This is a genomic window from uncultured Clostridium sp., from assembly GCF_947039605.1.
In the GTDB taxonomy this organism is placed as follows: domain Bacteria; phylum Bacillota; class Clostridia; order Clostridiales; family Clostridiaceae; genus Sarcina.
In genome coordinates this window covers 21,746-45,960 of the sequence record NZ_CAMQZG010000021.1, presented here as the reverse complement: position 1 = coordinate 45,960, position 24,215 = coordinate 21,746, and the positions used below count along the sequence as shown (strand labels likewise).

Here is a 24,215-nt window from a genome sequence, read left to right as displayed (position 1 = left end):
GAGTATTTATGAGTAGTGTATTAAAGTTTGAAAATATATCTTATTGGTATGAGGATGGTAAAAAGATTTTAGAAAATATAAATTTAGATTTTGAAAAAGGTAAGTTTTATACAATAATAGGACCTTCTGGTTCTGGAAAAACAACATTTTTATCGATAGCATCAGGGCTTGATAAAGCTAAAAGTGGAGAGGTAAGTTATGATGGGACGCTTGTAAGCAAGATAGGACTTAGTACTTTTAGAAATAAGTATGTATCAATAATTTTTCAAGGGTATAATCTTTTAAATTATATGAGTGCAATAGAAAACGTTGTGTCAGCTATGGAAATAAAAAATATAAAAAATAAGGAGAAGAAAAAAGTAGCACTAGAAATGTTAGATCGAGTTGGGATTAGCAAAGATTTAGCTAATAAAAAGGTTTTAAAACTTAGTGGTGGACAACAACAAAGAGTTGCAATTGCAAGAGCTTTAGTTTCAGAGTCTGACCTTATAATTGCAGATGAGCCGACGGGAAATCTTGATGAAAAAACTTCAAATGATATTATAACTCTTATAAAGGATTTAGTGAGAGATTATAATAAAACGGTTGTGATGGTAACTCATAATAAGGATATTGCAAAAAAGTCAGATGAAGTATATCAATTGAAAAATAAAACTCTTATTTTAGTAGGGTAATTATAGAGTTAAGATATTAGGTTTAAAGCTTAATATCTTAACTTAGTTTACAAAAAATTAAAAATATTATGTTTTAATAGAGGTATACAAATTTTGTGGGGGTAGTTAGTGTAATGAAACAAAAGATATTAGTTGTAGAAGATGATTTAAAGATACAAGAGCTTATTTATGAATTTTTAAGAACTCAAAATTATGAGGTAGACTGTGCAAGTGATGGGATTGAAGGTTATGAAAAATTCAAAGAAAAAGAATATGATTTAGTTGTTTTAGATGTTATGATGCCAAAGCTTGATGGACATGGACTTTGTGCACTTATTAGAAGTAAAAATAAGAAAATAGGAATTATATTTTTAACAGCACTTGGTGAAGAAAGTGATGAACTTAAAGCATTTGATTTAGAGGCTGATGATTATATAATAAAACCATTTTCTTTTAATATTCTTATAAAGAGGGTAAGAGTAGCACTTAGAAGAAGTTTAACCGTAGGAGAAGATGTTAATAATATAAGTTTTGAAGATGTTAGACTTAATTTAAGTACGTTTAAAGGGTATTTTAAAGAAGAGGAATTAGATTTGACATTAAAGGAATTTAATATTATAAAGTTATTTATAGAAATGTACCCAAGTGTTGTGAGTAGAGATATGCTTTTAGATAAAGTTTGGGGATATGACTACTTTGGCGACACTAGAGTTATAGATACTCATATAAAGAATATAAGAAAGAAAATACATTATAAGTATCTTAATACTGTAAAGGGGATAGGATATGTTTTTGAAAAATAGTTGGAACAAGGCTAGTATAAAGACTAAGATTTTTATAGTTACAGCTAGTTTTATTTTATCAGCATTTGCTATTTTATATATATTTATGTATACATTTATGCCAAGATTTTATAATAAATATAAAACTAATCTTATAAATGAAAATAGCAGTAAGTTAGTAAATGAGATAGAAGATACTAAGGGGGATATTAGTAGTTTATTATATAACTTCTCTTATGAAAATAATGTTTTAGTTAAACTTATAGATTCTAGTGGAAATGTAGTATTCATGCCACAAGGTAGACCGTTTAACTTTAATCATAATAAGTTTAGTGATAAAGGAAAACAGATTACGGTAGAAAAAGATTTTAAAGATCCAAGTAATGGGAAAAAATATACTTTAGAAGTTTCAGCAATATATAAGCCAATTGATGAGGCAAGTAAAGCTTTATCATTATTTACACCCTTTATGATAATTATAGCTTTAATAGTTTCATTTATTTTAGCAAAGGTATATTCAAAGTTTATAGCAAAACCTATTATTGATATAAATGAATATACAAAAAGAATTGCTCATTTAGATTTTCTAAATAAAATAAAGAGTGAATCAAATGATGAAATTTCAGAACTTTATGCAAATTTAAACAATATGAGTGAGAAGTTAGAACAAAATATTTTAGAACTTGAAAATGCTAATTTAGATCTTAAAAGTGATATAGAAAAAGAAAGAATACAAGAGAAAAATAGAAAAGAATTTATAGCAACAATATCACATGAACTTAAATCACCACTTACAATTTTAGTAGGGCAACTTGAGGGAATGCAATATAATATAGGTAAATTTAAAGATAGGGATAAATATCTTGGTGAGACAGTTGAGACAGTTGAGGAAATGAAGGAATTGGTTAATGAAATATTATCACTAAGTAAACTTGAAAGTTCTCAAAGTAAATTGGTATTAGAAGAGGTTTGCATAGGTGATTTAGTAGAACAAATAGTTTATGAGCTGCAATATTTTTCGAAAGAAAAGAATTTAAATATAAAATTAGATATTGCTAATGAAATTTGGATTTTAGTGGATAAAAAATTATTTAAAAGAGCTATAAATAACATTATTTTAAATGCATTTAAATATACGAATGATTCTCAAATAGTATATATAATATTAACAGAAAAATATTTAGAAGTTAAAAATATGGGAACAAATATTTTAGCGGAAGATTTAAAGAATATATTTAAGGCATTTTATAGAGTTGATAAATCAAGAAATAGAAAAACAGGTGGAACAGGACTTGGTCTTTATATAGTTAAAAATATATTAGAAAAACATGAATTTAGATATGAAATGATATCAAAAGATAATAGTGTTAGCTTTAATATTTATTTTAAAACTAACTTTTTTGAATAATATTTTCAAGAAAAAGTAAATTATATTAAATTTTTGTTTATTATAAGTTAAAAAGGGAATATAAGATTGAATTTATACTTTATTTATGTGATTATATATTTAAGAACTACAAAATATGAATTTTAGATATGTGGGGGATAAGATAATGAATAAAGCAGCAATAGGAATGGCAATAGTAGTGTTAATAGCAGGGGTTATAGGGTTTGGAGTGGTTGCAGTAAGTGAATCTCAGATTAATGCAAATAGTTCAAGTGTTAATAATCTTGCAACATTAACAAAAAATATCTCAGTGCAGGGTGAAAATAAGGATTTTAATTTAGGAGATTTGAAATTTATAGAGTCTAAAATTGTAGAAAATGAAGATATTAGAGTTGTTAGTACAAGAATAAAAAATGAGTCAGATAAAAAAATAGCAGGTCTGAAATATATATATAAAATAGGTGGACAAGTCGTTCAATTAAAAACATCAGATATATTAGAACCAGGTGCAATTAGTAATGTAGTAGATGTAAAGGTAAAGGGGAATACTAATTTACAAAAATCCGAACTTTTAAGAGTTGAGGTGAAATTTGTAGATAATAAAGACATGATTAGTAATTTAGAATTTGTAAAAGGTATATAAATATAAAACCTCTCATATTTGATAAGATATGAGAGGTTTTCCTTTTTTTTGCACAAATTTTAATGAGTTGAAAATTATAATTAAAAGACTTATACTTTATAAGATTTCAAATAAAAAATAGAGGAGAGTTTTTTTGAGTAATAAAAACAAGGCAATACTATTAATAATAGTATCATCTTTAACAGCAGCACTTGCTTCAACAGCTATAAAGGAAGCAGGGAATTTACCTTTTTATGAAAAAAGTTTTTTTAGAAATATAATAACAGTTATAACAACTGTATTTATAATATTAAGATCTGATGATAAGTTTTTTGGAAGTAAAGAAAATAGAAAATTTCTTTTTTTAAGGGCATTATGCGGAACTCTTGGTGTATGGGCTAGTTATTATGCTATAAGTCATATGCTTCTTGCTAATGCAGTTGTTTTAGGAAAATTAAGTCCATTTTTTGTAATAATATTCTCTGCAATATTTTTGAAGGAAAATATTAAAAAACATCATATAATAGCAATGATAATAGCTTTTATTGGTGTTTTATTTGTGGTTAAACCAAGTGGAAATGAAAGTTTAAGTATATCTCTAATAGCTATTCTTTCAGGAGTATTTGGAGGGGGAGTTGCAACATTTTTAAGATTTTTAAGGAAAAAAGAGAGTACTAATACAATAGTATTCTTTTATGCATTTACATCAGCGATTTTGTCTATTCCATTTATGATATATAGGTTTGCTATGCCTGATTTTTATCAAATAATAGCTCTTATTTTAGCTGGGATATTCTCATCTTGCACCCAATTTGCTATTACAATAGCATATAAGTATGCACCTGCAAAAGAGATATCTATATTTAGTTATACAAATGTTATATTTGTTACGGCTATTGGGATGTTTATATGGAACAATATTCCTGATGAATATTCTTTGATAGGGTATTTATTGATTATAATAGGATCGATTACTATATTTGTATGGAATAAGAGATCTGATAAATATTTATTGGTTAAAAATAACAAAAAAAGTTGAAAAAATGATAGAAAAATATTTGAACATATAAAAAATTAAACAAAGATAAATATTTTAAGGCTAACCTAGAAGTGTTTAGATTAATTAGGGATTTTTATAATAAATTATCAATAATCATTATTTTTGATAATAAAATTATTAAAATTTATTTTTTTGAAAATATATAGTATAATAAAAAGAAACGATTGGAGTAATTTTATGTTTTTATTAGAATATATCAAAAATCCAAGAAAAGTAGGAGCAGTAGCACCAAGCAGTCGATTTTTAGCAAACAAAATGTTGAGTAAGGTTGATTTTGAGAGTGCAAAATGCATTATTGAATATGGTCCTGGAACAGGAGCATTTACAGAAAAACTAGTTGCTAGAGCAAATGAAAATACAAAAGTTATATTAATAGAAATAAATAAAGAATTTTATCATAAATTAAATAGATTATATGGACATAAAAAAAATGTTCTTATATTAAATGAGAGTGCTGAAAATATAGATGATATATTAAAGCGATATAATATTGAAAAAGTTGATTACATAGTTTCTGGTTTACCATTTGCATCACTGCCAAAGGAAGTATCTGATAAGATATTAACTAAGACAGCAGAGATAATAGAGAATAGTGGTGAATTTATAACTTTTCAATATTCACTTGTAAAGAAGAGTTTATTTGATAGATTTTTCGAGGAAATTTGTACAGATAAAACATATATGAATATACCACCAGCATATGTGCTAAGGTGTAGAAGTTAAATGGACTACTTTTGTAAATATAGGGTAGATATACATAACATAATAAAAAAGAATGCTAAAAAGCATTCTTTTTTTGTTATATATTATTGTCTAATCCATTCCATTGCACCAGGTGTGAATGAAGCAGCATTTTCTTTATTTATTTCTGTTACAAAAATTCTATCTTTATCTTCCATTACAGATTTAACCTTTGCTGCAATTTCTTCAGCAGATTTCTCTGATTTAACTATGTAACAATCAGGCATAAGTTCAGCCCAAGGTCCAAGTTCTTTAATTTCTCCAATAACAGAAGTGTTATCTCTTTCTTCGTGGTCGTGCTGCTCATGGTGATCTGAACCACATCCGCATGAGTGCATTGCTTCTACTAAATAGTAATTGATTATATAAACTGACATATTAAATACTCCTTTTTAGGTCGTTTTAATTTATCATATAACATATTTTAATGAAAAGCTAGTAAATTATTTAAACCTTTTATAAATGGGGATATAAAGAGTTTATTTTTAGAGTATACTTAGATAAAGAAATTAAAAATTAAGGGAGATTTAATATGGGGATATACGATAAGTTAATGGGTAAAGGAAGTATGGTGGCTGATTCTAGCATACTTAATGAATATCTACTAGATAATGAGCAGGTTATAATGAGTTTTAAATTTATAAGAGATTCAATAGTTCTTACTAACCTTGGGATTTATATGATTGATGTTCAAGGAGTAACAGGTAAGAAAGTTGAGGTTAAATTTATACCAGGAAAATCTGTTTCAAATGTTTCTTTTGAAACTGCAGGAACATTTGATTTAGACGTAGATGTTAAAATAGGGGTTCAGAACAATAGTGTTATAGGAGCTGGTGGAGTAGTTTATAATGCACCAATATCATTTAAAGTTCCATCAGCGCAATCAAAAGAAGCCAAGCAAATAGTGAAGCTTATCAAACAATATTATTTGTGTTAAAGTAGCAAAAGCTCCTGAAGTATTTCAGGAGCTTTTTGTTATTAGTAGCAATCACATTGTGATGAACTACAGAGTTACTAGTAGTTGGAGTAACTGATATTAAAGAATGGGTAATATTTCATTCTGGATTTAAGGTAATAAGATAGATTATTTTGATTGTATAGTACCCATAAAGAACTCTTAATTTATAATAAATGATTTTGAAGTGCTACAGGGAGCTGCTTGTAATGCAAATATTTTTTTTGTTTTGTTATTATAATAAAGATTATATGTTATTTGTGTATTACTAGAAGAAGAGTATATATTGATTTTTTCTAAAAAATAAATTCCACAAGAGATATATTGTGCAAACTGAGGTTTATAGCAAGTAGGCTTAGATGGTGTACAAGGCTTACAAGCATTTTTAGGTGGACAAGGAGGTTTGTAATTACAACTGCAAAGAGTAGGGCAGTCATAAGTCTTATAAGTGCAAGTGCAGTTTGGGGAAGTATTACAATTACAAGGATTAGGTTGTGTATAGTGGTAAGAGGGAGTAGGTTTTTTAGGTTGATAGCATCTTGGTGGAGCACAACAATTTCCCCCTTTTTGATCTATACAAGAATCGAAAATATCTATGTGGGGTTGTGGAATATATTCATCACAGGTTTCATTAATAGATTTGATTAGTTTTCCAAGTGAACAAGGTCTATTGTTATAAGCAAGCAAAAGTGTCGTAAATAGATTTATCTTTTTTTGAATGTCATCTATAGAATCAAGTTCACAGGGGAAAATGCTTGAAAATAACTTTGAAGCACAATCAGATATACTAGCTTCAGACTCAAGAATAGATTCAAGAGAAGTTTCAATATCTTGTACTTCATTACAAGAAAAGTTATTAGGAAAGCAATTCCCTTTAGGTTTATCTTTATAATCACCATAATTTTCATTTGTCATAAAAAACACCTCTATAATAAGTGATGATAGGATATTAAAATCCTGCCACCAATATTGAATTTAAAAAATATTAGTTATCAATTATTTTGTATAAGAACAATTGATAATAGAAGAATATTATTAGCAGTACCTTAAATTATCTTTTAATACAGAATATTAAGTTTAGTGAAGTTTTGTGACATTACAAAAAAGCAACCAGTTAAATTAACTAGTTGCTTTTGTTAGTATTTAAAATATATTAGAAGAATTTAAGGTTACCCTTAAAAACAATATTTATATTATCTTCTTTAGTATAAATATTTTCAATTTTGATTTGTTTAATATTATTGAAGTAAAGAACTATATTTCCGTTAGTTTTATCAAATTGAACAACTGAATTATTTTCTAATTTATTAAAGATTAAATCTTTAGGTATTTGAATAAATCCAACATTACCTGATACATAGTGGAATAAACCTTTTCCATCTTTTGCATAAGGTTCGAATATAAGTTTTCCTTCAAGTGGGATTCCTTTGTAATTTATAGTAACATAAATTACAATATTACCATCTGTAATCTTTACCTCAAGTCCAGTTACGTATTTTTTTGCTTCAGGACTTTGATTTACAGCATAAATTGCAAGGTTTGTAAGTTCCTGTGCACTAAACTGAGCATTAGATGTTGCACTAATACCTTTAAAGCTTAAATCAATATCTTTTGGAATAAACTTTTTAGCAAGAGCAAGTTCATTTATTTGAACATTGTTTGTTATTGGAGTAGTAGGGGTTTTAGGACTAAAAGATACATAATAAGTGACTACTACTGCAATAATTAAAGCGACTAGTATAGCTAATATTGAAATTATAATTTTTTTACCTTTACTCAAAGTAAACACCTCTTTCTAGTGATGATTTTTTATTTTTGGTGAAAGTACACTTATTATCAAGCCTACTATTGCAAGTACTAAAAGTGATATAAATACAAGATGTAATCCTGAATAAAACCCTTTTTGTATATCAAATAGTGAGAAGTGAAGTGGATTTGTAGCACTACCAAGTGTATTTGAAGTAATATTATGAATCCCTTTTTCATTAAAGTGCATTGTTATCCCTCTATTTAAAATAGAACCAAGAATACTTACACCAAGAGTTTGACCAATTGTACGAATAAGGTTCATAGTTGATGTAGATACACCTTGTCTTGCATCAGGAACAGTTATTTGTGAAATTATAATAGTTGTATTCATTATTCCACCAAAACCAAAACCTATTATAAACATAGCAATTATTAATACAATAATTGGTGTTGATATATTAAGGAAAGCAATCATAAGTGATGCAATACATATTAATGCTGATGATATTATAATTGCTATTTTCGCATCAAATTTCTTTAAAGACTTAGCTAGTAAGAAAGAACTAATAAACCAAGAAATTGATATTGGTGCAAGGAATAATCCAGAAATAATTGGACTATAACCAAGTACATTTTGTGTATATAAAGGTAGATATGATTGAATTACAATTATTATAACTGCAACAATAAATCCTATTATATTTGCATAAATACTTGTCTTATTGAATATATCAAATGGTATTATAGGCTCTTCAACTTTTCTTTCAACAAATATAAATATTATAAATGAAATAATAGAAAGTATTAAACAACCGATAAGATATTTTTCATTTGAACTTTCAAGTGAAGCAAATAATAATGCTACAATTGCTATATTAAGGAACAAAGTTCCTAGATAATCTATTTTGATTTTATGTGCATGTACTTCTTCATGGAAGTACTTACTTATCATAAATATTCCAAGTAATCCAAATGGAATATTTACAAAGAATATCCAATGCCATGAAAGTTTAAGGAGTATAACTCCACCTATGAAAGGTCCAAGAATACTAGCAACTCCCCAAATTGTACTAAGAAGACCTTGTATTTTAGCTCTTCCAGATATATCATATAAATCTCCAATTATTGTATATGTAAGTGTTATTATTGACCCAGCCCCTAGACCTTGAATTGCTCTAGAAATTATAAGCTGAACCATTGTTTGTGATAAGCCACTAAGTACTGTACCAACTAAGAATATTATAATACCTGTTATTAAGACCTTTTTCCTTCCAAGTAAATCAGAAAGTTTACCATATATAGGGGTTGAAACTGCTGATGTTAAAAGATAAGCAGAGAAAACCCAACTTATTAACTTATAACCATTTAAATCTCTTGCGATTGTTGGCATTGCTGTACTAACAACCGTACCCTCAAAGGCAGCAAGAAACATAGTAAGCATAAGTGCTATGACTATTTTAGTTCTATTATTTTCCATATGTTCTCCTTTATGTGTTTGTATCTAAATAGAATATTATACATATAAAGAATGTCAAAATTGTGGCGATTAAGGTTGGTAATTAATGTTATAGAATTCAAGTATATGTTTAAATGGGGATAGGAGGAGTTCTATAAAAAAACTGCAAAGACTTTTAATATCTTTGCAGCTTCTGTATTAATTAAATAAATTTGAAAAATCTGACTCAGTAAGTATATGAAGCTCATGAAGTGCTCTTGTACAAACTGTGTAAAGTAGATTTCTTTCAGAATCTAGTGAGTAAGAAGTTGAATTTCCATCAGGAATAATTACAGCATCAAACTCTAAACCTTTAGCAATATATGATGGAATTATAGTAATACCTCTTGAGTAGGTACTATTTTCATCAATTATAAGATTAAGGTTTTCTATTTTATCTTTAAGTGAATCATAAAGTTCTTGTGCTACACTACCAGTTTTAGGTATTATAGCAATTGAAGTTAAATCTCTTTTAGTAATTTCTTTAACAATATTTGCAACATCATTACTTATATTTGATGATTTAATTTGTTGAACATCTAAACCATTTCTATCAACAGCCTCAACAGCTTCAGATGACCTAAGAATTTCTTTAGCAAAGTTAGTTATATTTTTTGTAGAACGGTAACTTTTAGTTAAACAAGCAATTTCAGTTTTATCTTCACCAAAGATAGAAGAAATTTCTTCTTTAGCAGTTATATTTGTATTACTTGCAATTCTTTGATTTAAATCTCCAAGAATAGTTGCAGAAGCATTTTTAAATGTTTTATTTATAAGAGAGTAGAAGAGTGGGCTATAATCTTGACATTCATCAATAATTATATGTTTTATATTACTATAATCTCTAAAACCTTCCATAGCACATCTAATATATAATGCAGGAACTATATCCTCAAAATTAACCATCAAATCATTGATTGAATTTATAGTTAATGACTTAACATCATCAAGTGGCTTATTTGTATAATTTTCAATAGTAAGCCAAAGTCTTTTATAAATTTCAATAGGATTAACAAGTTTAAACATAGCATTAACTTGTTCTGATATTTCATCAATAAGATAAGTATTAAAATCTTCACCATGGTCAATCATATTATATCCATAATCAGATGAATTTTTCTTTTTAGCTTGTTTAAGATATTTAGTTTCAACTTGTGATATGATACTTTGTTTTAAATTCTCTATTCTATTTAAGTAAGGAACATTTCTAAATCTATCAATAAATGTTTCTTTAACTTTATTTTTTCTAATAATAACTTCTCCATCAAATTTAATATCATTAAAATTTGGAAGTATATCAGGTAATGTATCACAGAATTTATCTAAAATAAGCATAAATTCTTTTGAATTTTTAAATATCATACCATCATTTCTAACTTGGTATCTTTTATCATTTTGATTTGAATAAGTATACTCAAGATAATCATGTTTTTTCTCATATTCAAATATAGAAGGTAAGTATGAGCTATAAAAACCTTCGAATGTAGTTTGTTTGATATTTTGCTCACCAAGTCCTGGAAGTACATCAGCTATATAATCACTAAAAACTTCGTTTGGTGAAAATATTAGAATATTATCAGCTCTTAAAGTTTTTCTATGCTTATATAAAAGGTAAGCGGCTCTATGCATAGCAATAGATGTTTTACCAGAACCCGCACAACCTTGAAGTAAAAGTATTTTAGATTTATCATTTCTTATAATCTCATTTTGTTGTTTTTGAATAGAAGAAACAATATTTTTCATTTTATCTGATGTATTTGATGAAAGAATATCAAGTAGCGAGTCATCATGTATACTAGAATTTGATTCATGTATAAATTTGATTTCTCCATGTTTGATATTATATTGTCTGTTTAAAACAATTTCACCTTCAATTTCTCCGTTAGGTGTTTGATAATGAGCCTTACCCATTTCAAAATCATAAAACATATTAGAGATAGGAGAACGCCAGTCAAGCACAAGGAAGTCAAAATCATCTTCCATAACACTTGATATTCCAATATATAAACTTTCGGCAAAAGAATCACCATCTTCTTTAAAGTCTATTCTTGCAAAATAAGGAACTTCTCTTTGTGTTTGAAGAGTATTTATTTTAGTTCTGTTTTTTACATATAGTTTTTCTTGCATTGCCATATCTTGGTTAAATTGTTGAACTTCTATCTCATCAAGTTCACTAAAGTTAGTCCAAAAATGTCTTCTATCACTTTTGATATCTTTGCTTTGCCTATCTGATGAAACACCAAAAGAAGCAAGTAAATTATCTATAGCAGCAATAGTTTTATCTAAGTATTTTATTTCATCTTCTCTTTTTAAACCAATAGTCATTATATTATCTCCCTAATTAAAATTTCTAAAATATTATAACATTAAATAAATGGTAAATGTATCTTTAAGTTTTAGTTAAAGATGATTTACCACTTAAATAAAATTAAAGGCTTCTAAGTACCTTTTCAATTTCTTCAATTTTTCTAACAACTGCAACTCTTTTTTCACATAAAAGAATTTGGTCACAGTTACCTTTTCTTGCATAACGTTTATATTCATCATCAAATGATTTAAGTTCTAAAAGATTTGATTTATAATCAAATCCAGCCATAGACATTTTTCTAAGAGCAAGCATATTTGTAACTTTAGATTTTTTATCATTTATAGCTACAAATCTACCGAATTCCTCCATAGAAACATTTTTATTTATATCTTCATAGTCATTTAAATTCATTATTAGTAACCCTCGATTCTATAATTTTCTTATGTAAGTATAATATTTGTTTGAGTAATTGTAAATAAAAGAAGTTTAATTTGCTAATAATCATTTTTAAAGAAAAATAAGATTTTAATCATTACTTTAATTAATTTGAAATAATATCAATAAAAATAGGGAAATAATAAGTAAATTATATAAAAATAAATAAAAAGTTGAAACTATGGAAAAATAATTGTAGTATAGGTATTTGTTGAAAAGAAATAATAAATATTTATTTTACAAAAGAAAAACAAAAAATGAAGGAGTGAGTCTAAATGACTAAAAAGGTTATAGCAGAGTTCATAGGAACTTTCGTACTTGTATTTATAGGACCATCAACAGCAGTTCTTGGTGGTGGAATTGGTGGGATTGGTATACTTGGTATAGCAATGGCGTTTGGAGTAGCAATTATGGCTATGTGTTATAGTATAGGGACAATATCAGGGTGTCATATAAATCCAGCGGTATCAATTGCAATGTTTATAAATAGAAGAATGAGTTTCAAGGAACTTATAGCTTATATAATTTCACAATGCTTAGGAGCTATTGCGGCATCGGGAGTATTATATTTAATTTTAAAAGCAGGAAATATGCCACTTGATAATTTTGGTCAAGATGGATTTGGACATTATGCATGGTGGGGAGCATTCTTAACAGAATTTGTTCTTACATTTATATTTGTTTTAGTAATATTAGTTGTTACAGGTAAAAAGGGAAGTCCTATAGTTGCCGGTATAGTTATAGGGGTTGCTCTTACAGCTGTTCATTTAGTTGGAATTCCAATTACAGGAACATCTGTTAACCCAGCTAGAAGTCTTGGACCAGCATTATTTGCAGGTGGAATAGCAATGAAGCAATTATGGCTATTTATAGTAGCACCAATAGCTGGTGCGATACTTTCATCAATAGTTAGTATGTTTATATTAGATAGCGAAAAATAAAAATAAGGATTAAAGCATTTTGCTTTAATCCTTATTTTTTTATAGTAATATATTATATATTTTTAGTATATTGATTATAACACCAACCTTGAGTACCATTATAATCAACCTTAGTCCAAGCACCATTTTGGGCTAAAACTTTTAAATTAGCTTGGTAGGGCATAATTTCAATTTTCCCAGCTGTAAGAGATGGAGATTGTAATAACCATAATCCTATAGTTGAAGTTACTTGTTTCATAGCAGAAGCTGCTGAAACATGATCTGAAGGCTTATTTAGTCCACTAGTATATTTAGCATAAGACCAACCTTTAACACCGTTATAACTAACTTCATACCAACCATTTTGCTCGGCAAAAACTTGTACTTGTACTCCGCTAGGGATGACAGTTATATGTCCACCTTGCATAGAAGGAGAAGATAATTGCCATAGACCATTATTAGAAGTAATAGTTGTACTTCCAATTGAAGTATTATTTATAATTGGCTTTACTGGCTTTATAGGAGTTGGTTTATTATTAGTTTGAGTTATATATTCTGAATAACACCAGCCAATAGTTCCATTAAAGTTAACTTTAGTCCAGTTTCCACTGTGGTCTAAAACTGTAAGGTTTGAATTATTAGGCATAACAGATATATGTCCACCTTGCATAGAAGGAGAAGATAAAAGCCATAATCCGATATTTGAGTGCACTCTTGCTGTTTGAGCAGTTGGCTTTGGAGTATTTCCACTATTTTTATTTAATCCACTAGTATATTCAGCATAAGACCAACCTTTAACACCATTATAACTAACTTCATACCAACCATTTTTTTCATTATAAACATTTACTTTTACATTATCAGGAATAACAGTTATATGTCCACCTTGCATAGAAGGAGAAGATAATTGCCATAATCCAATATTAGAAGTAATAGTTGTAGTTCCAATAATAATATCTGGTTTAACAGGTTTAACATCTGGTTTAATAGGTTTAACATCTGGTTTAATAGGTTTAACATCTGGTTTAGCTACAATTTTAGTGTATTGAGTATAGCACCAACCGATAGTTCCATTATAATTTACTTTTGTCCAAGAACCATTTTGTCCAAGAACCTCAATCTTAGTATTATAAGGCATTATTTTAATTTTAGAACTTTGCAGTGAAGGTGATTGTAATAACCATAAACCTACAGGGGAAGTTACTTGTATAGTTTCACCTTTGTTAGAAGGTGAAACAATTACAGGAGTAATAGGCTCATCTTTCTTATGTGTATCATCTTTTTTAGGTGCTACATAATTTTTTAAAGTTCCAGTAGGCATTAAATCAACTGCATAAACCCAACCTATTAGACCATTTTTTTCTATTTGATAGTAATAACCATCTTGTTTTAATATAGCTACATTATCACCATAATAAACTTGTCCAAGTACTGAACCACCGTCAAAAGGTTGAGACATTACATTAGTAGTTCCCCCTATAATTTGGCCAGAAAGAACAGGCTTTTTATCTGGAGTTCCTGTATATGTGTAGTAAGACGTTGCTTGATATTGATTATTATATCCATTTTCAGGAGTAGGGACTTGTCCATCTATATGTCTTTCACGATAATATTTACTATTCATATAAGATTCATTTCCCATAACATAAGCTATTTTTTTCTCTTTATTATACCAACCCATAAACATAAATGTATGGTAAGTTGAAGCAAAACAGATATCTCCAGGTTGTAAATTATTAAAGTTTGTATGTTTTTCCCAACCTCTTTCAAGTAGGTTTCCTTGGAATACAGTTGTATAAGCAGTATTCATTGGTATATTAAATCCATTAGCTCTTAATGCAGATGATTGGAAAAGAACACATGTATCATTTGGATTTCCATCATGTAAACTTATTGCTGTTTGCATTGTTGTAGCCTGATTAGCAGGTACTGATAAGTACTCATAAAGTTTCTTTTGAAGTGGTGAAGCAAATGTTAATGGAGCCTTACTTGATGTTTTAGGTGCTATATTAACGTTTGTTTCAGAGCTTTTTGAATTTGGATTTATAGCAGCAAAGCTATAAGTATTCGTATTATTTGAATCCATTTGAGTATTATTTGATCCACCAATATATGCTATTTGAATATTTGTATTAGCTTCAAGTGCTAAATTAGAATTCACATTACTTGAATGAGTTTTCTTATTTTGAGTGCTTGTCTTAATTTTTGTATGTAAAATTGAATCTTTTTTTACCTCAGGTTTAATAGTTTCTTTTGTAGAAGAAACTAAGTGAGAAGTATTTTTTGAGTTATGTTCTATATGTATAGGTTCAACTTTAGTTGAATTTTGCTCTTTTTCAGTATTTGAATTTTCATTTTGCACTGAAGTTTTATTTATAGTTGTAGTCTGTGTAGAATCATTATTTGAGCTTACAACATTAGCTTCATGGTTTGCTAAAAGTATATGGTTATCTTGCTTTGTGTGATGAAAACTAGCACTACTTAGTACAAGCCCAGCTGATAATATAACCGCTGTTAATCTTTTTCTGTTCATTAATAAATGCCTCCTAATGTATATCGTAATATAAAATTTATCTTTTGTAGAAATTATTAGTACTAAAATCTAATTTAAATAGGGAATTAGTACTGTTAATTTATTATATAGAAAAGATTGTTAGTAAAAACAAAAAATATCAATATAACTATATCAATATTAAATTAATAAAGGGAAAAAGGCAAAGGGAAAAAAGTGTATATTTAAGATCTATTAGTAATAAGGAAACTTAATTAAGAAATATGAGATGAATATTAGAATTAAATTGATAAAAGATTAATAATTAAAATGAAAAGTATTAATATTTTTATAATACTAATAATTAAAATATATATAAAGAATAAGTTTACAAAATGTTGAAGGAGTTGCATGTGAAAAAATGGTACAATATTATTTATGACTAATGAGGGGGAATGGTATTGGGGAATAATAGGATTTTAGAAGTTAAATATATATTTCTATGTTTATTTTTTATAGAGCTTGTAATAAGTAAAGAAAAAGCAGGAATTATAGTTGTGGTACTATTAGCTATTATTAGTAGTAATATTAGAAAGTTTTATTTAGATAAAGAGATATTAAAATTAGGTAGCATTTTTATAGAACTTTTAGTTGTTTTAGGTCTATCAATAATAATTGAGTTTAAAATAGGTTTTTATTTAATTTCAAGTATTAGTGATTTATTTTACTTTGAAAAGAGTATTAGAAGAAAGCTTTTAGGATGTTTTATTATTATAAGTTTTAAAGATATTGGAATTTTTAAAGGTATAGATAGTATATCTTCAGTTGGAATAATAATAGTAATATATATATTGATGGAATATATATATAGTTTAAATATGAGTAAGAATGAAGCACAGGATTTATATGATAGGATTAGAATATCAGAGTGTGAACTTAAAAGACTTAATAAAGAGTTAGAAGTTTATTCTCAATCAGTTGAGGAACTTTCTATATTAAAGGAAAGAAATAGAATTTCTAGAGAGATACATGATGGGGTAGGACATGTTTTATCTACAACAATGATACAATTATCAGCTATGGAGAGGATTGGGAAATCACAAGAAAATATGCTTGGTGAGATGGCAGGGGAGCTAAGAGGGTTTGTATCTGATAGTTTTCAGGATGTTAAAGTGGCAGTTAGAGCTTTAAAGCCTGATGAATATTCAAATTATGAGTCTCTTATAAGGATAAATGAGTTTTGTAAAAATGTAGAGAAATTTTCAGGAATAAATATAAAGCTATCTATAACAGGGGATAAGTGGAAGTTATCTGCTATACAAGGTAATAATATTTATAGGATAGTTCAAGAGGTTTTATCTAATGCGGTAAAGCATAGCAAAGCTAGTAAGATAGATATTATAGTTAAGTTTTATGAGGATGAACTTATGATAGTATTTAAGGATGATGGAGTTGGTACTGATAATATAGTAGAAAGTGGTGTTGGACTTAAAAGTATAAAAGAGAGAACTTCTGAACTTTTAGGTAGGGTAGAGATGAAATCTAGAAGTGATGAGGGAATGTTCACTAAGATAATAATTCCAAAAAGTGATGGAGGTATTTATGGAGAAGATTAAACTTTTAATTGTAGATGACGAGAGACTTATAAGAGAAGGATTAAGGCTAATGCTTTCAACATTTCCAGATATAGAGGTGGTTGCAACTGCTAGTGATGGGTATGAGGGGCTTGAACTGTGTAAAGAGCATAATGTAGATGTTGTTTTGATGGATATTAGAATGAAAAATTGCGATGGAGTTTTAGGGACAAGACTTATAAAGGAGCAATTTACAAAAATAAAAGTACTTATACTTACAACTTTTAAGGATAGTGAATATATAAGAGATGCATTTAGGTATGGAGCCTATGGCTATCTTTTAAAGGATAGTTCTCCAGAAGTGATATATGAAGGAATTAAATCAGCTTACAATGGTAGTGTTGTGATTAATCATGAAATGGCTAAGAAAATCATTAATAAATCAGTAGATGTTAAAATAACTTTTGATAATTCAAAGCATAACTTAATTGAGAAAGAAATTAAAATTATTGAATATATTGCAAAGGGATTAACTAATAAAGAAATAGCAGGTGAATTATTTTTATCAGAGGGAACGATTAAAAATAACATAACTAATATTTTATCTAAACTCGACCTTAGAGATAGGACTCAAATTGCCATATTTGCATTTAAAAATAGAATAGTGACTTAAGTCATTTTAAGTAGTGACTTTAAGTAATAGAAAGCCTCCTAAATTTTGTTTATTATATAAATATAAGATGAAATACGGGAGGTTTTAATTTATGTCAGCATTAAAAGTAGTAAATGTATCAAAAAGATTTAAAGATAAATTAGCAGTAGACAATATAAGTTTTGAAATAAGGGAAAGAGAAATATTTGGACTTATAGGACCAAATGGGGCAGGTAAATCAACCTTGTTAAATATTATTACAGGAATAATTAGAGCAAATAGCGGTTCTGTAGAGGTGTGTGGATATAACATAGATAAAGAAACTTTAAAAGCTAAAGCGTGTATAGGATATGTAATGCAGGATTTAGCACTTATAGAGGCTTTAACAGCTTATGATAATTTAGAGTATTTTGGAGCGTTATATGGGCTTAGTGGAAAACTTTTAAAAGAGAGAATACAAGAAGCACTTAAAATTGCAGGGCTTGAGGATACAAAGAAAAAGAAGGTTAATAAATTTTCAGGTGGAATGAAGAGAAGACTTAATATGGCAGTAGCACTTATGCATCATCCAAAACTTTTGATTTTAGATGAGCCTACAGTAGGCGTTGATGCACAATCAAGAAATCATATTTTTGATTTTATAAAAAGTACAGCTAATAAATGGGGGACAAGCATTTTATATACATCTCACTATATGGAAGAGGTTGAGGAACTTTGTGAGAGAATATTTATTATAGATAAAGGAACAGAAATTGCTAGTGGGACTCAAAAGGAAATTAGAGATACTTTTAGTAAGAATAAAAAAGTTGAAATTGAAGTTTCAAAATTAACTGGTGACGTTTTACTAGAAATTGAAGCTATAGAGGGTATTACAAGAATAGAAGAAAAAAAAGATAAGCTGGTATGTATGATAAGTGAAAAGTTTAAGATATTAAATTTACTTACTATATTAGAAGAAAAAGATGTTGAAGTAAGAAATATTAATTATGTAGAAGAAAAATTAGAGGATATATTCTTAGCACTGACAGGTAACAAATTAAGAGATTAGGAGGGGACAGTTTTGAAGAAATTGCTTATAGTAATGAAAATAGCATTAAAGCAGATGGCTGCAACCTTGCCTTTGATGTTATTAATGTATGTAATATTTCCAGCTGGGTTAGTATTTTTTTTAGGTGGAACATTTGCAATTGAAAAGGGTAATGAAGTTGAAAAAATTAGAATTATGATAGAAGATGCTGATAATACAGTAGCATCAAAAGGGTTATCTGACTTTTTTGAAAGTGAAGTTATGAGTGAGCAGATAGAAATAGAAGATTCGGATAAAAGTCATGTTGTAAATATTCCAAAAGGATATGAAAATGCACTTTGGAATAATTTAGATTTTGAAATTAAATTAGAAGAAGAAAAAAATCAAGGACAAGGAAAGGCTGTAGAGCAAATTATAAATAATTATCATAAACAAATAAATTTGATGGAAGAGGGAATTAGTGCGGATGAGATTAACTTACTTATGTTTGGTAATGTAGCAAAAATTGTAGAGAGTGATGTGAAAAAAGAAGCAAAAGATATGGGACCAATAGCTGCTAGTTTCATAGTTATGATAGTTGCAATGTTTATAGGACAATATTCACAAGCAAGATGTATGAAGTTTACTGAAACTTTGAATATTAGAGAAAATTCAACGCCAAATTCAAAGTATACATTAGTTTTTTATGAGATAGCCGTAAGTGGAGTTGTTTTAGTAATTATGATGTCTATATATATTGCTATATTTAGGATTACAGGTAATGGATTTACAGGCAATTTAGCTATAATAGGATTATTGAGTTTGATTACTTGCATATTTGGTATTGCTATACTAATCCTTATGAAAGTCTTGATACCTAAAAAAATAGGTGCAGGTGCAGGAATGATAATTATGCTAGTTACAATGCTTGGAAGTTTTGGGGGAAGCAATGATATTTTAAATGCAATAACAAAGTTTAATCCATTTGACTCTATTAGTAATATGTTTACTTGTTATGAAGTACATGCAGATTTTGCTCTTATTAAAGGAGATATATTAAATACTATAGCTATAATATTTATAATGGGATTAGTAACGGCACTAGTGCTAAAAAGAAAGAGGGTAGTAGAGTAATGAAAATATTTAAACTTACAGTTATAAATTTAAAAAGACTTATTAAAAATCCTGTAATGCTATCCTTTGGAGTTTTATTACCCATAATAGTATTAATGACAATGGGAGGAAACCATACAGTAGAAAAAGAAAAAATTATTATTGTAGATGAGGACAAAAGTGAATATTCACAAATGTTAATTAGTGAGATTCAAAAAAATAAAGATATAAAAATTTTAGATAACGGGTTTGATGATGAAGAGGCAATAGACGAGGGATGGAATGCAGCTATAACTATAAAATCTGGATATCAGGAAAAAATAAAAAACAAAAAGTTACCAGAAGTTTTAGTACACAGTTTAAATGGAGGAAGTTTAGATGTAATAAGTATAAGCAATGAGGCAACAACAAGTTTATTAGAACAAGAAATTTTAGGGGCAAAATTAGATGAGAATATTTCAATTAAAATAATTCGAAAAGAAAGTTTGCCACTTGGACTTATGAGTTTATTAATGATTATTTATTATGGTTTTATTACAACCGCAATGATAACAGATGATTTGATGAAACTTAAAGCACAGAATGTTTTAAAAAGAGCTATAACAACACCTAATAGAAGTTATGAGGTTTTAATAGGTAGTTTTCTTTCAGCATTTATATTTTTATCAATGTCAATGTGTGTAACTTATACTTTAGTTAAAGAAACAAAGATGCTTGAGGGGGTTGTAGCTTTTAATGGATATATATCTGTGATACTTGCTAGTTTTGTATTTGTAGCAATTACAATATTTACAGTGAGGTGGTTTAAAAAGCCTGAAATTGTATCTGGAGTAGTAACATTTACAGGGCTTGGACTTTTCCTTATTGGGATAATAGGAATTATGGTTCCTTATTTACCTGAATCGGTATCATATCTTGGGATGATAGGATATATTTCACCATTTTATTGGGTTGGAGAAATTGCAAAGGGGAATTTAGTTAGTGGAGTAGTAGTATTACTTCTTATGGGAATTGCAATATTTACTACAGGAACTTATAAAATAAGTGAGTTTGCATCAAGTAATTAAATAAACAAGCAAAAGACTATTTCAAATAATTTGGAATAGTCTTTTATCTGTTTATAGATAATTATTCTAAGTAGTCCTCTGGAAAATCTGAAATGCGAATAATATTAGGAGTATTTTTTCTTAGTATAGGAAAAGCAATTGGTGCAAGTGATCTGATTAAAAGTTCAGCTTCAGTTTCACTAGCTTTAGAGGATATACTAAGTATAGAATCAAGAAAACTTTCAATTGATTTTCTATAATTTTCTAGTTCATCTGAATAAAACTTAGTTTCTTTTATTGATTCAAAAGAATAAATAAATCTACAAATGAATCTAACTAAATTTTTATCATAATCATCAAAGCTTTCAATTTCATATACATTATTTTTATATTTACTACTTTGAAAATAATCAGTTCTTTTGAAATTAGATGGAAGACTTATACAACTATTAAGTGTATATTCTAGTTTTAATTTATTTTCGTCTTTTTTGTTATTAAGATTCAAAATAATGCCTCCTAACTGACTTATAGATTATATTATTACAATATTAGTATGTACTTTAAGAAAAAAATTTATGTCATAAATAAAAAAATAAGACATATTGAATTAACAACATGCCCACTAGATTAAATTCTTCTTATTATGTTTTCGGCAAATTCTGAAATTGTAGATGCTTTAGTTCTATTAAGCTCTGTTTGTAATCTATCAATATCAATGACTTCATTATTTCTAATAAGATTATTTATGAAAGTTTTAACTTCTTTGTGTGTTGAGTTTTCAACTGGTACAACATACATTACTTCTTTTGTTATAGCATATGAAATACAAGTAGATTCATTAGATAAGCCACTAACGTTTAAGTCAGACATCCATTCATCATCTTTTAGGCTGGCTTTGATTTCCTCTATTGTTTTTTCAAGTTCAAAAGGCTTACAGATTTTAAAGTCTGTAGTTTTTCTTGGGATATAAAACTCTATATATGGGATATCCTTTGTATCGCTAAATACATTTAATTTTTGAACCTCTCTATAGTTGTTACAGAATACTAATAGCATAATAACAGCTCCTTATCATTTGTTTTTTTTAGTATAGCAGATGAAATGAAAAAAATAAAACGTATACATTTAATAAATCAATAAAATATGCTGATAAAAATAAATAAATAATAGTAAAAACAGAATATTATGTTAACTTATATTATTTTAATCTAATTAAATTATTAAAGTAAAAAACAAAAAAGATATTGTAAAATATCGGCAATTGAGATAAGATAATCAATAGATAAACATTTATCGTTAACGAGAAAATTTACTTAGTCAAAATTTTTAGGAGGGGATAAAGATTATATTTTTAAAGAAATTTTTACAATTCTTTTTGTCTATTTTCATACTTTCTTTCATTGTTTTTTATATGTCTAGATTAGCACCAGGTGAGCCTTTGAAGTCTTACTATGGAGAGGCCGTCGAAAGAATGTCTATAGAGCAACAACAGGTTGCAACAGAAAAATTAGGTCTAAATAAACCAATATATCAGCAATATGGAATTTGGATTAAAGATGCACTAAAAGGTGATTTTGGAATTTCATATAAGTATAAAGATGATGTCATATCAGTTATTGGTGATGTTTTTATAAATACAATTATACTTGGCGTATCAGCTTATATACTTACATTTATTCTTTGTACATTACTTGGGATATTTTGTGCGCTTAATGAAGGTAATATTTTTGACCGGATAGTTTGCATGGTTGGTAATATAATAAATTCAATTCCTACTTTTTGGGTAGCTTTAGTATTAATACTTATATTTAGTATTAACCTAAATGTTTTACCAAGTAGTGGAGCTTACAAAATAGGACAAGAGGAAAGTGTAGTATCAAGAATAGAACATTTAATATTACCGCTTATAGTTATGGTCTTAGGTCATGTTTGGTATTATGCTTACATGATAAGAAATAAACTTTTAGAAGAGATTAGAGAAGACTATGTCTTACTTGCAAAAATAAAAGGTTGTAGTAATAGGGTTATTGTTTATAAGCATTGTCTTAAAAATATAATGCCTGCACTTATTACAATTATGGCAATTTCAATTCCTCATATTCTTGGAGGTACATTTGTTGTTGAGAAGATATTCTCATATCCAGGGATGGGGTCACTTACATTTGAAAGTGCTAAATATCATGATTATAATATGCTAATGGTTTTATGCCTAATTACAGGTGTGGTTATAATAATAAGCAATATTGTAGCTGAGATGATAAATAATAAAATAGACCCTAGAACAAAGCAAGTAAGGGGGGAATATTTTGAATTTACAAAAAAGTGATTTTAAAATTATAGGAAATAAGGGTTATTTAAATAATCTTAAAGAGAATAAAAATTTAAAAAAGATAAAGAGTAAAAGACCATATATATCATTTGGAATTTTAGGGGTTATAATTTTACTTTGTATTTTTGCAGAGGGAGTTATGACACATGACCCAAGTTATTTAAACTTAAGAGATGTTTCAAGTGCTCCAAGTAGTGAGTTTTTATTTGGAACAGATACAATGGGGAGAGATATTTTTTCAATGATTTGGTATGGAGGTAGAATATCACTATTTATAGGTTTTCTAGCTACTTTAATATCAACAGTAATTGCAATTATATACGGTACTGTGAGCGCATGTTCAAATAGTTATATTGATGACTTAATGATGAGGATAACTGAAATTATACTTACAATACCATCAATTTTAGTGATAATTTTTATTCAAGGGATGCTTGGAGAATCAAGTGTTATAAGTTTAGCCTTTATTATAGGAATAACAAGTTGGATGAATATGGCTAAAGTTGTTAGAGCAGAGGTAAGTCAAATAAAACATAGTGAGTATATACTAGCTTCAAAAACTATGGGGGCAGGATTTTTTCATATATTAAAAGAGCATATGATTCTTAATTTTATACCCGCAATAATGTTTATGGTAGTTACAAGTATAGCTGCGGCGATAGGAACTGAGGCAACGCTTAGTTTTTTAGGAATAGGACTTCCGATAGATAGTATTTCTTGGGGAAGTATGCTATCACTTGCTGATAGTGCATTATTATCAAATTTATGGTGGATTATTATAATCCCAGGATTTTTCTTAGTTATAACACTTCTTTGTATTACCAATATAGGTAATTATTTAAGAGGTATTTCAAATAAAAAACAAAGTAATTTATAAATTTAAGGGGGCAGTTTAAA

General features: G+C 27.7%; 24 protein-coding genes. 15 read left to right on the top strand and 9 right to left on the bottom strand.

Features of this window, described 5'->3' with window-relative positions; all coding sequences use genetic code 11:
* Positions 1–8 precede the first annotated feature (8 nt).
* From Q0V24_RS09485 to Q0V24_RS09460, 6 genes are all read left to right on the top strand, one after another.
* Positions 9–674 carry an ABC transporter ATP-binding protein gene (locus Q0V24_RS09485; protein WP_297520816.1) on the top strand — a complete coding sequence of 222 codons (666 nt, stop codon included), beginning with the start codon at positions 9–11 and terminating at the stop codon, positions 672–674.
* Between the two features lie 113 nt (positions 675–787).
* Positions 788–1,456, top strand: coding sequence for a response regulator transcription factor (locus Q0V24_RS09480; protein WP_297520814.1), 669 nt, complete (start codon positions 788–790; stop codon positions 1,454–1,456).
* Positions 1,440–2,843, top strand: a complete 1,404-nt coding sequence (locus tag Q0V24_RS09475; RefSeq protein ID WP_297520812.1) for a HAMP domain-containing sensor histidine kinase — start codon at positions 1,440–1,442, stop codon at positions 2,841–2,843. The genes Q0V24_RS09480 and Q0V24_RS09475 overlap by 17 nt, the downstream gene beginning before the upstream one ends.
* Before the next feature lie 145 nt (positions 2,844–2,988).
* Entirely contained in the window at positions 2,989–3,465 is a 477-nt protein-coding gene (locus Q0V24_RS09470; RefSeq protein WP_297520810.1) for a hypothetical protein, read from the top strand.
* A 133-nt stretch (positions 3,466–3,598) separates the two neighbouring features.
* Complete coding sequence (locus tag Q0V24_RS09465; protein ID WP_297520808.1) at positions 3,599–4,483, top strand: DMT family transporter; 885 nt, start codon at positions 3,599–3,601, stop codon at positions 4,481–4,483.
* Between the two features lie 198 nt (positions 4,484–4,681).
* Entirely contained in the window at positions 4,682–5,227 is a 546-nt protein-coding gene (locus tag Q0V24_RS09460; RefSeq protein ID WP_297520806.1) for an rRNA adenine N-6-methyltransferase family protein, read from the top strand.
* 83 nt (positions 5,228–5,310) lie between these two features.
* On the opposite strand, the gene Q0V24_RS09455 is transcribed toward Q0V24_RS09460, so the two are convergent.
* Complete coding sequence (locus tag Q0V24_RS09455) at positions 5,311–5,622, bottom strand: hypothetical protein (protein WP_297520804.1); 312 nt, start codon at positions 5,620–5,622, stop codon at positions 5,311–5,313.
* A 155-nt stretch (positions 5,623–5,777) separates the two neighbouring features.
* Here Q0V24_RS09455 and Q0V24_RS09450 point away from each other — a divergent pair, with 155 nt between their 5' ends.
* Positions 5,778–6,182: a PH domain-containing protein gene (locus Q0V24_RS09450; protein WP_297520802.1), complete on the top strand. Its 405-nt coding sequence runs from the start codon at positions 5,778–5,780 to the stop codon at positions 6,180–6,182.
* Positions 6,183–6,362: 180 nt separating this feature from the next.
* Here the strand turns inward: Q0V24_RS09450 and Q0V24_RS09445 are convergent, their stop codons facing one another.
* From Q0V24_RS09445 to Q0V24_RS09425, 5 genes are all read right to left on the bottom strand, one after another.
* Positions 6,363–7,115: a hypothetical protein gene (locus Q0V24_RS09445; RefSeq protein ID WP_297520800.1), complete on the bottom strand. Its 753-nt coding sequence runs from the start codon at positions 7,113–7,115 to the stop codon at positions 6,363–6,365.
* 238 nt (positions 7,116–7,353) lie between these two features.
* A complete protein-coding gene (locus tag Q0V24_RS09440; protein WP_297520798.1) occupies positions 7,354–7,980 on the bottom strand; it encodes a hypothetical protein in 627 nt (208 codons plus the stop codon).
* A 15-nt stretch (positions 7,981–7,995) separates the two neighbouring features.
* Complete coding sequence (locus Q0V24_RS09435; RefSeq protein ID WP_297520796.1) at positions 7,996–9,426, bottom strand: MDR family MFS transporter; 1,431 nt, start codon at positions 9,424–9,426, stop codon at positions 7,996–7,998.
* A 177-nt stretch (positions 9,427–9,603) separates the two neighbouring features.
* The gene (locus tag Q0V24_RS09430) at positions 9,604–11,769 is read right to left on the bottom strand and encodes an AAA family ATPase (protein ID WP_297520794.1); all 2,166 of its coding nucleotides are present in this window, start codon (positions 11,767–11,769) and stop codon (positions 9,604–9,606) included.
* 103 nt (positions 11,770–11,872) lie between these two features.
* A complete protein-coding gene (locus Q0V24_RS09425) occupies positions 11,873–12,163 on the bottom strand; it encodes a hypothetical protein (protein ID WP_297520792.1) in 291 nt (96 codons plus the stop codon).
* A 299-nt stretch (positions 12,164–12,462) separates the two neighbouring features.
* Here Q0V24_RS09425 and Q0V24_RS09420 point away from each other — a divergent pair, with 299 nt between their 5' ends.
* A complete protein-coding gene (locus tag Q0V24_RS09420; RefSeq protein WP_297520790.1) occupies positions 12,463–13,128 on the top strand; it encodes an MIP family channel protein in 666 nt (221 codons plus the stop codon).
* Between the two features lie 52 nt (positions 13,129–13,180).
* Here the strand turns inward: Q0V24_RS09420 and Q0V24_RS09415 are convergent, their stop codons facing one another.
* On the bottom strand, positions 13,181–15,640 hold the full coding sequence (locus Q0V24_RS09415; RefSeq protein WP_297520788.1) for an SH3 domain-containing protein: 2,460 nt from the start codon (positions 15,638–15,640) through the stop codon (positions 13,181–13,183).
* A 419-nt stretch (positions 15,641–16,059) separates the two neighbouring features.
* Between Q0V24_RS09415 and Q0V24_RS09410 the strand changes: the two genes are divergently transcribed.
* From Q0V24_RS09410 to Q0V24_RS09390, 5 genes are all read left to right on the top strand, one after another.
* The gene (locus Q0V24_RS09410; protein ID WP_297520786.1) at positions 16,060–17,214 is read left to right on the top strand and encodes a sensor histidine kinase; all 1,155 of its coding nucleotides are present in this window, start codon (positions 16,060–16,062) and stop codon (positions 17,212–17,214) included.
* On the top strand, positions 17,201–17,845 hold the full coding sequence (locus tag Q0V24_RS09405) for a response regulator transcription factor (protein ID WP_297520784.1): 645 nt from the start codon (positions 17,201–17,203) through the stop codon (positions 17,843–17,845). Before Q0V24_RS09410 ends, Q0V24_RS09405 begins: the two co-directional genes overlap by 14 nt.
* A gap of 91 nt (positions 17,846–17,936) precedes the next feature.
* Positions 17,937–18,872, top strand: a complete 936-nt coding sequence (locus Q0V24_RS09400; protein WP_297520782.1) for an ABC transporter ATP-binding protein — start codon at positions 17,937–17,939, stop codon at positions 18,870–18,872.
* 12 nt (positions 18,873–18,884) lie between these two features.
* Positions 18,885–19,964, top strand: coding sequence for an ABC transporter permease (locus Q0V24_RS09395; RefSeq protein WP_297520780.1), 1,080 nt, complete (start codon positions 18,885–18,887; stop codon positions 19,962–19,964).
* Positions 19,964–21,010, top strand: coding sequence for an ABC transporter permease (locus tag Q0V24_RS09390; RefSeq protein ID WP_297520778.1), 1,047 nt, complete (start codon positions 19,964–19,966; stop codon positions 21,008–21,010). Before Q0V24_RS09395 ends, Q0V24_RS09390 begins: the two co-directional genes overlap by 1 nt.
* A gap of 61 nt (positions 21,011–21,071) precedes the next feature.
* On the opposite strand, the gene Q0V24_RS09385 is transcribed toward Q0V24_RS09390, so the two are convergent.
* Positions 21,072–21,494: a hypothetical protein gene (locus Q0V24_RS09385; protein WP_297520776.1), complete on the bottom strand. Its 423-nt coding sequence runs from the start codon at positions 21,492–21,494 to the stop codon at positions 21,072–21,074.
* A gap of 122 nt (positions 21,495–21,616) precedes the next feature.
* Positions 21,617–22,045, bottom strand: coding sequence for a hypothetical protein (locus tag Q0V24_RS09380; RefSeq protein WP_297520774.1), 429 nt, complete (start codon positions 22,043–22,045; stop codon positions 21,617–21,619).
* A 280-nt stretch (positions 22,046–22,325) separates the two neighbouring features.
* Between Q0V24_RS09380 and Q0V24_RS09375 the strand changes: the two genes are divergently transcribed.
* Together Q0V24_RS09375 and Q0V24_RS09370 are read left to right on the top strand one after the other, a co-directional pair.
* Complete coding sequence (locus Q0V24_RS09375) at positions 22,326–23,315, top strand: ABC transporter permease (RefSeq protein WP_297520858.1); 990 nt, start codon at positions 22,326–22,328, stop codon at positions 23,313–23,315.
* Positions 23,296–24,195, top strand: a complete 900-nt coding sequence (locus tag Q0V24_RS09370; protein WP_366938296.1) for an ABC transporter permease — start codon at positions 23,296–23,298, stop codon at positions 24,193–24,195. The genes Q0V24_RS09375 and Q0V24_RS09370 overlap by 20 nt, the downstream gene beginning before the upstream one ends.
* The last annotated feature ends 20 nt before the right edge of the window (positions 24,196–24,215 follow it).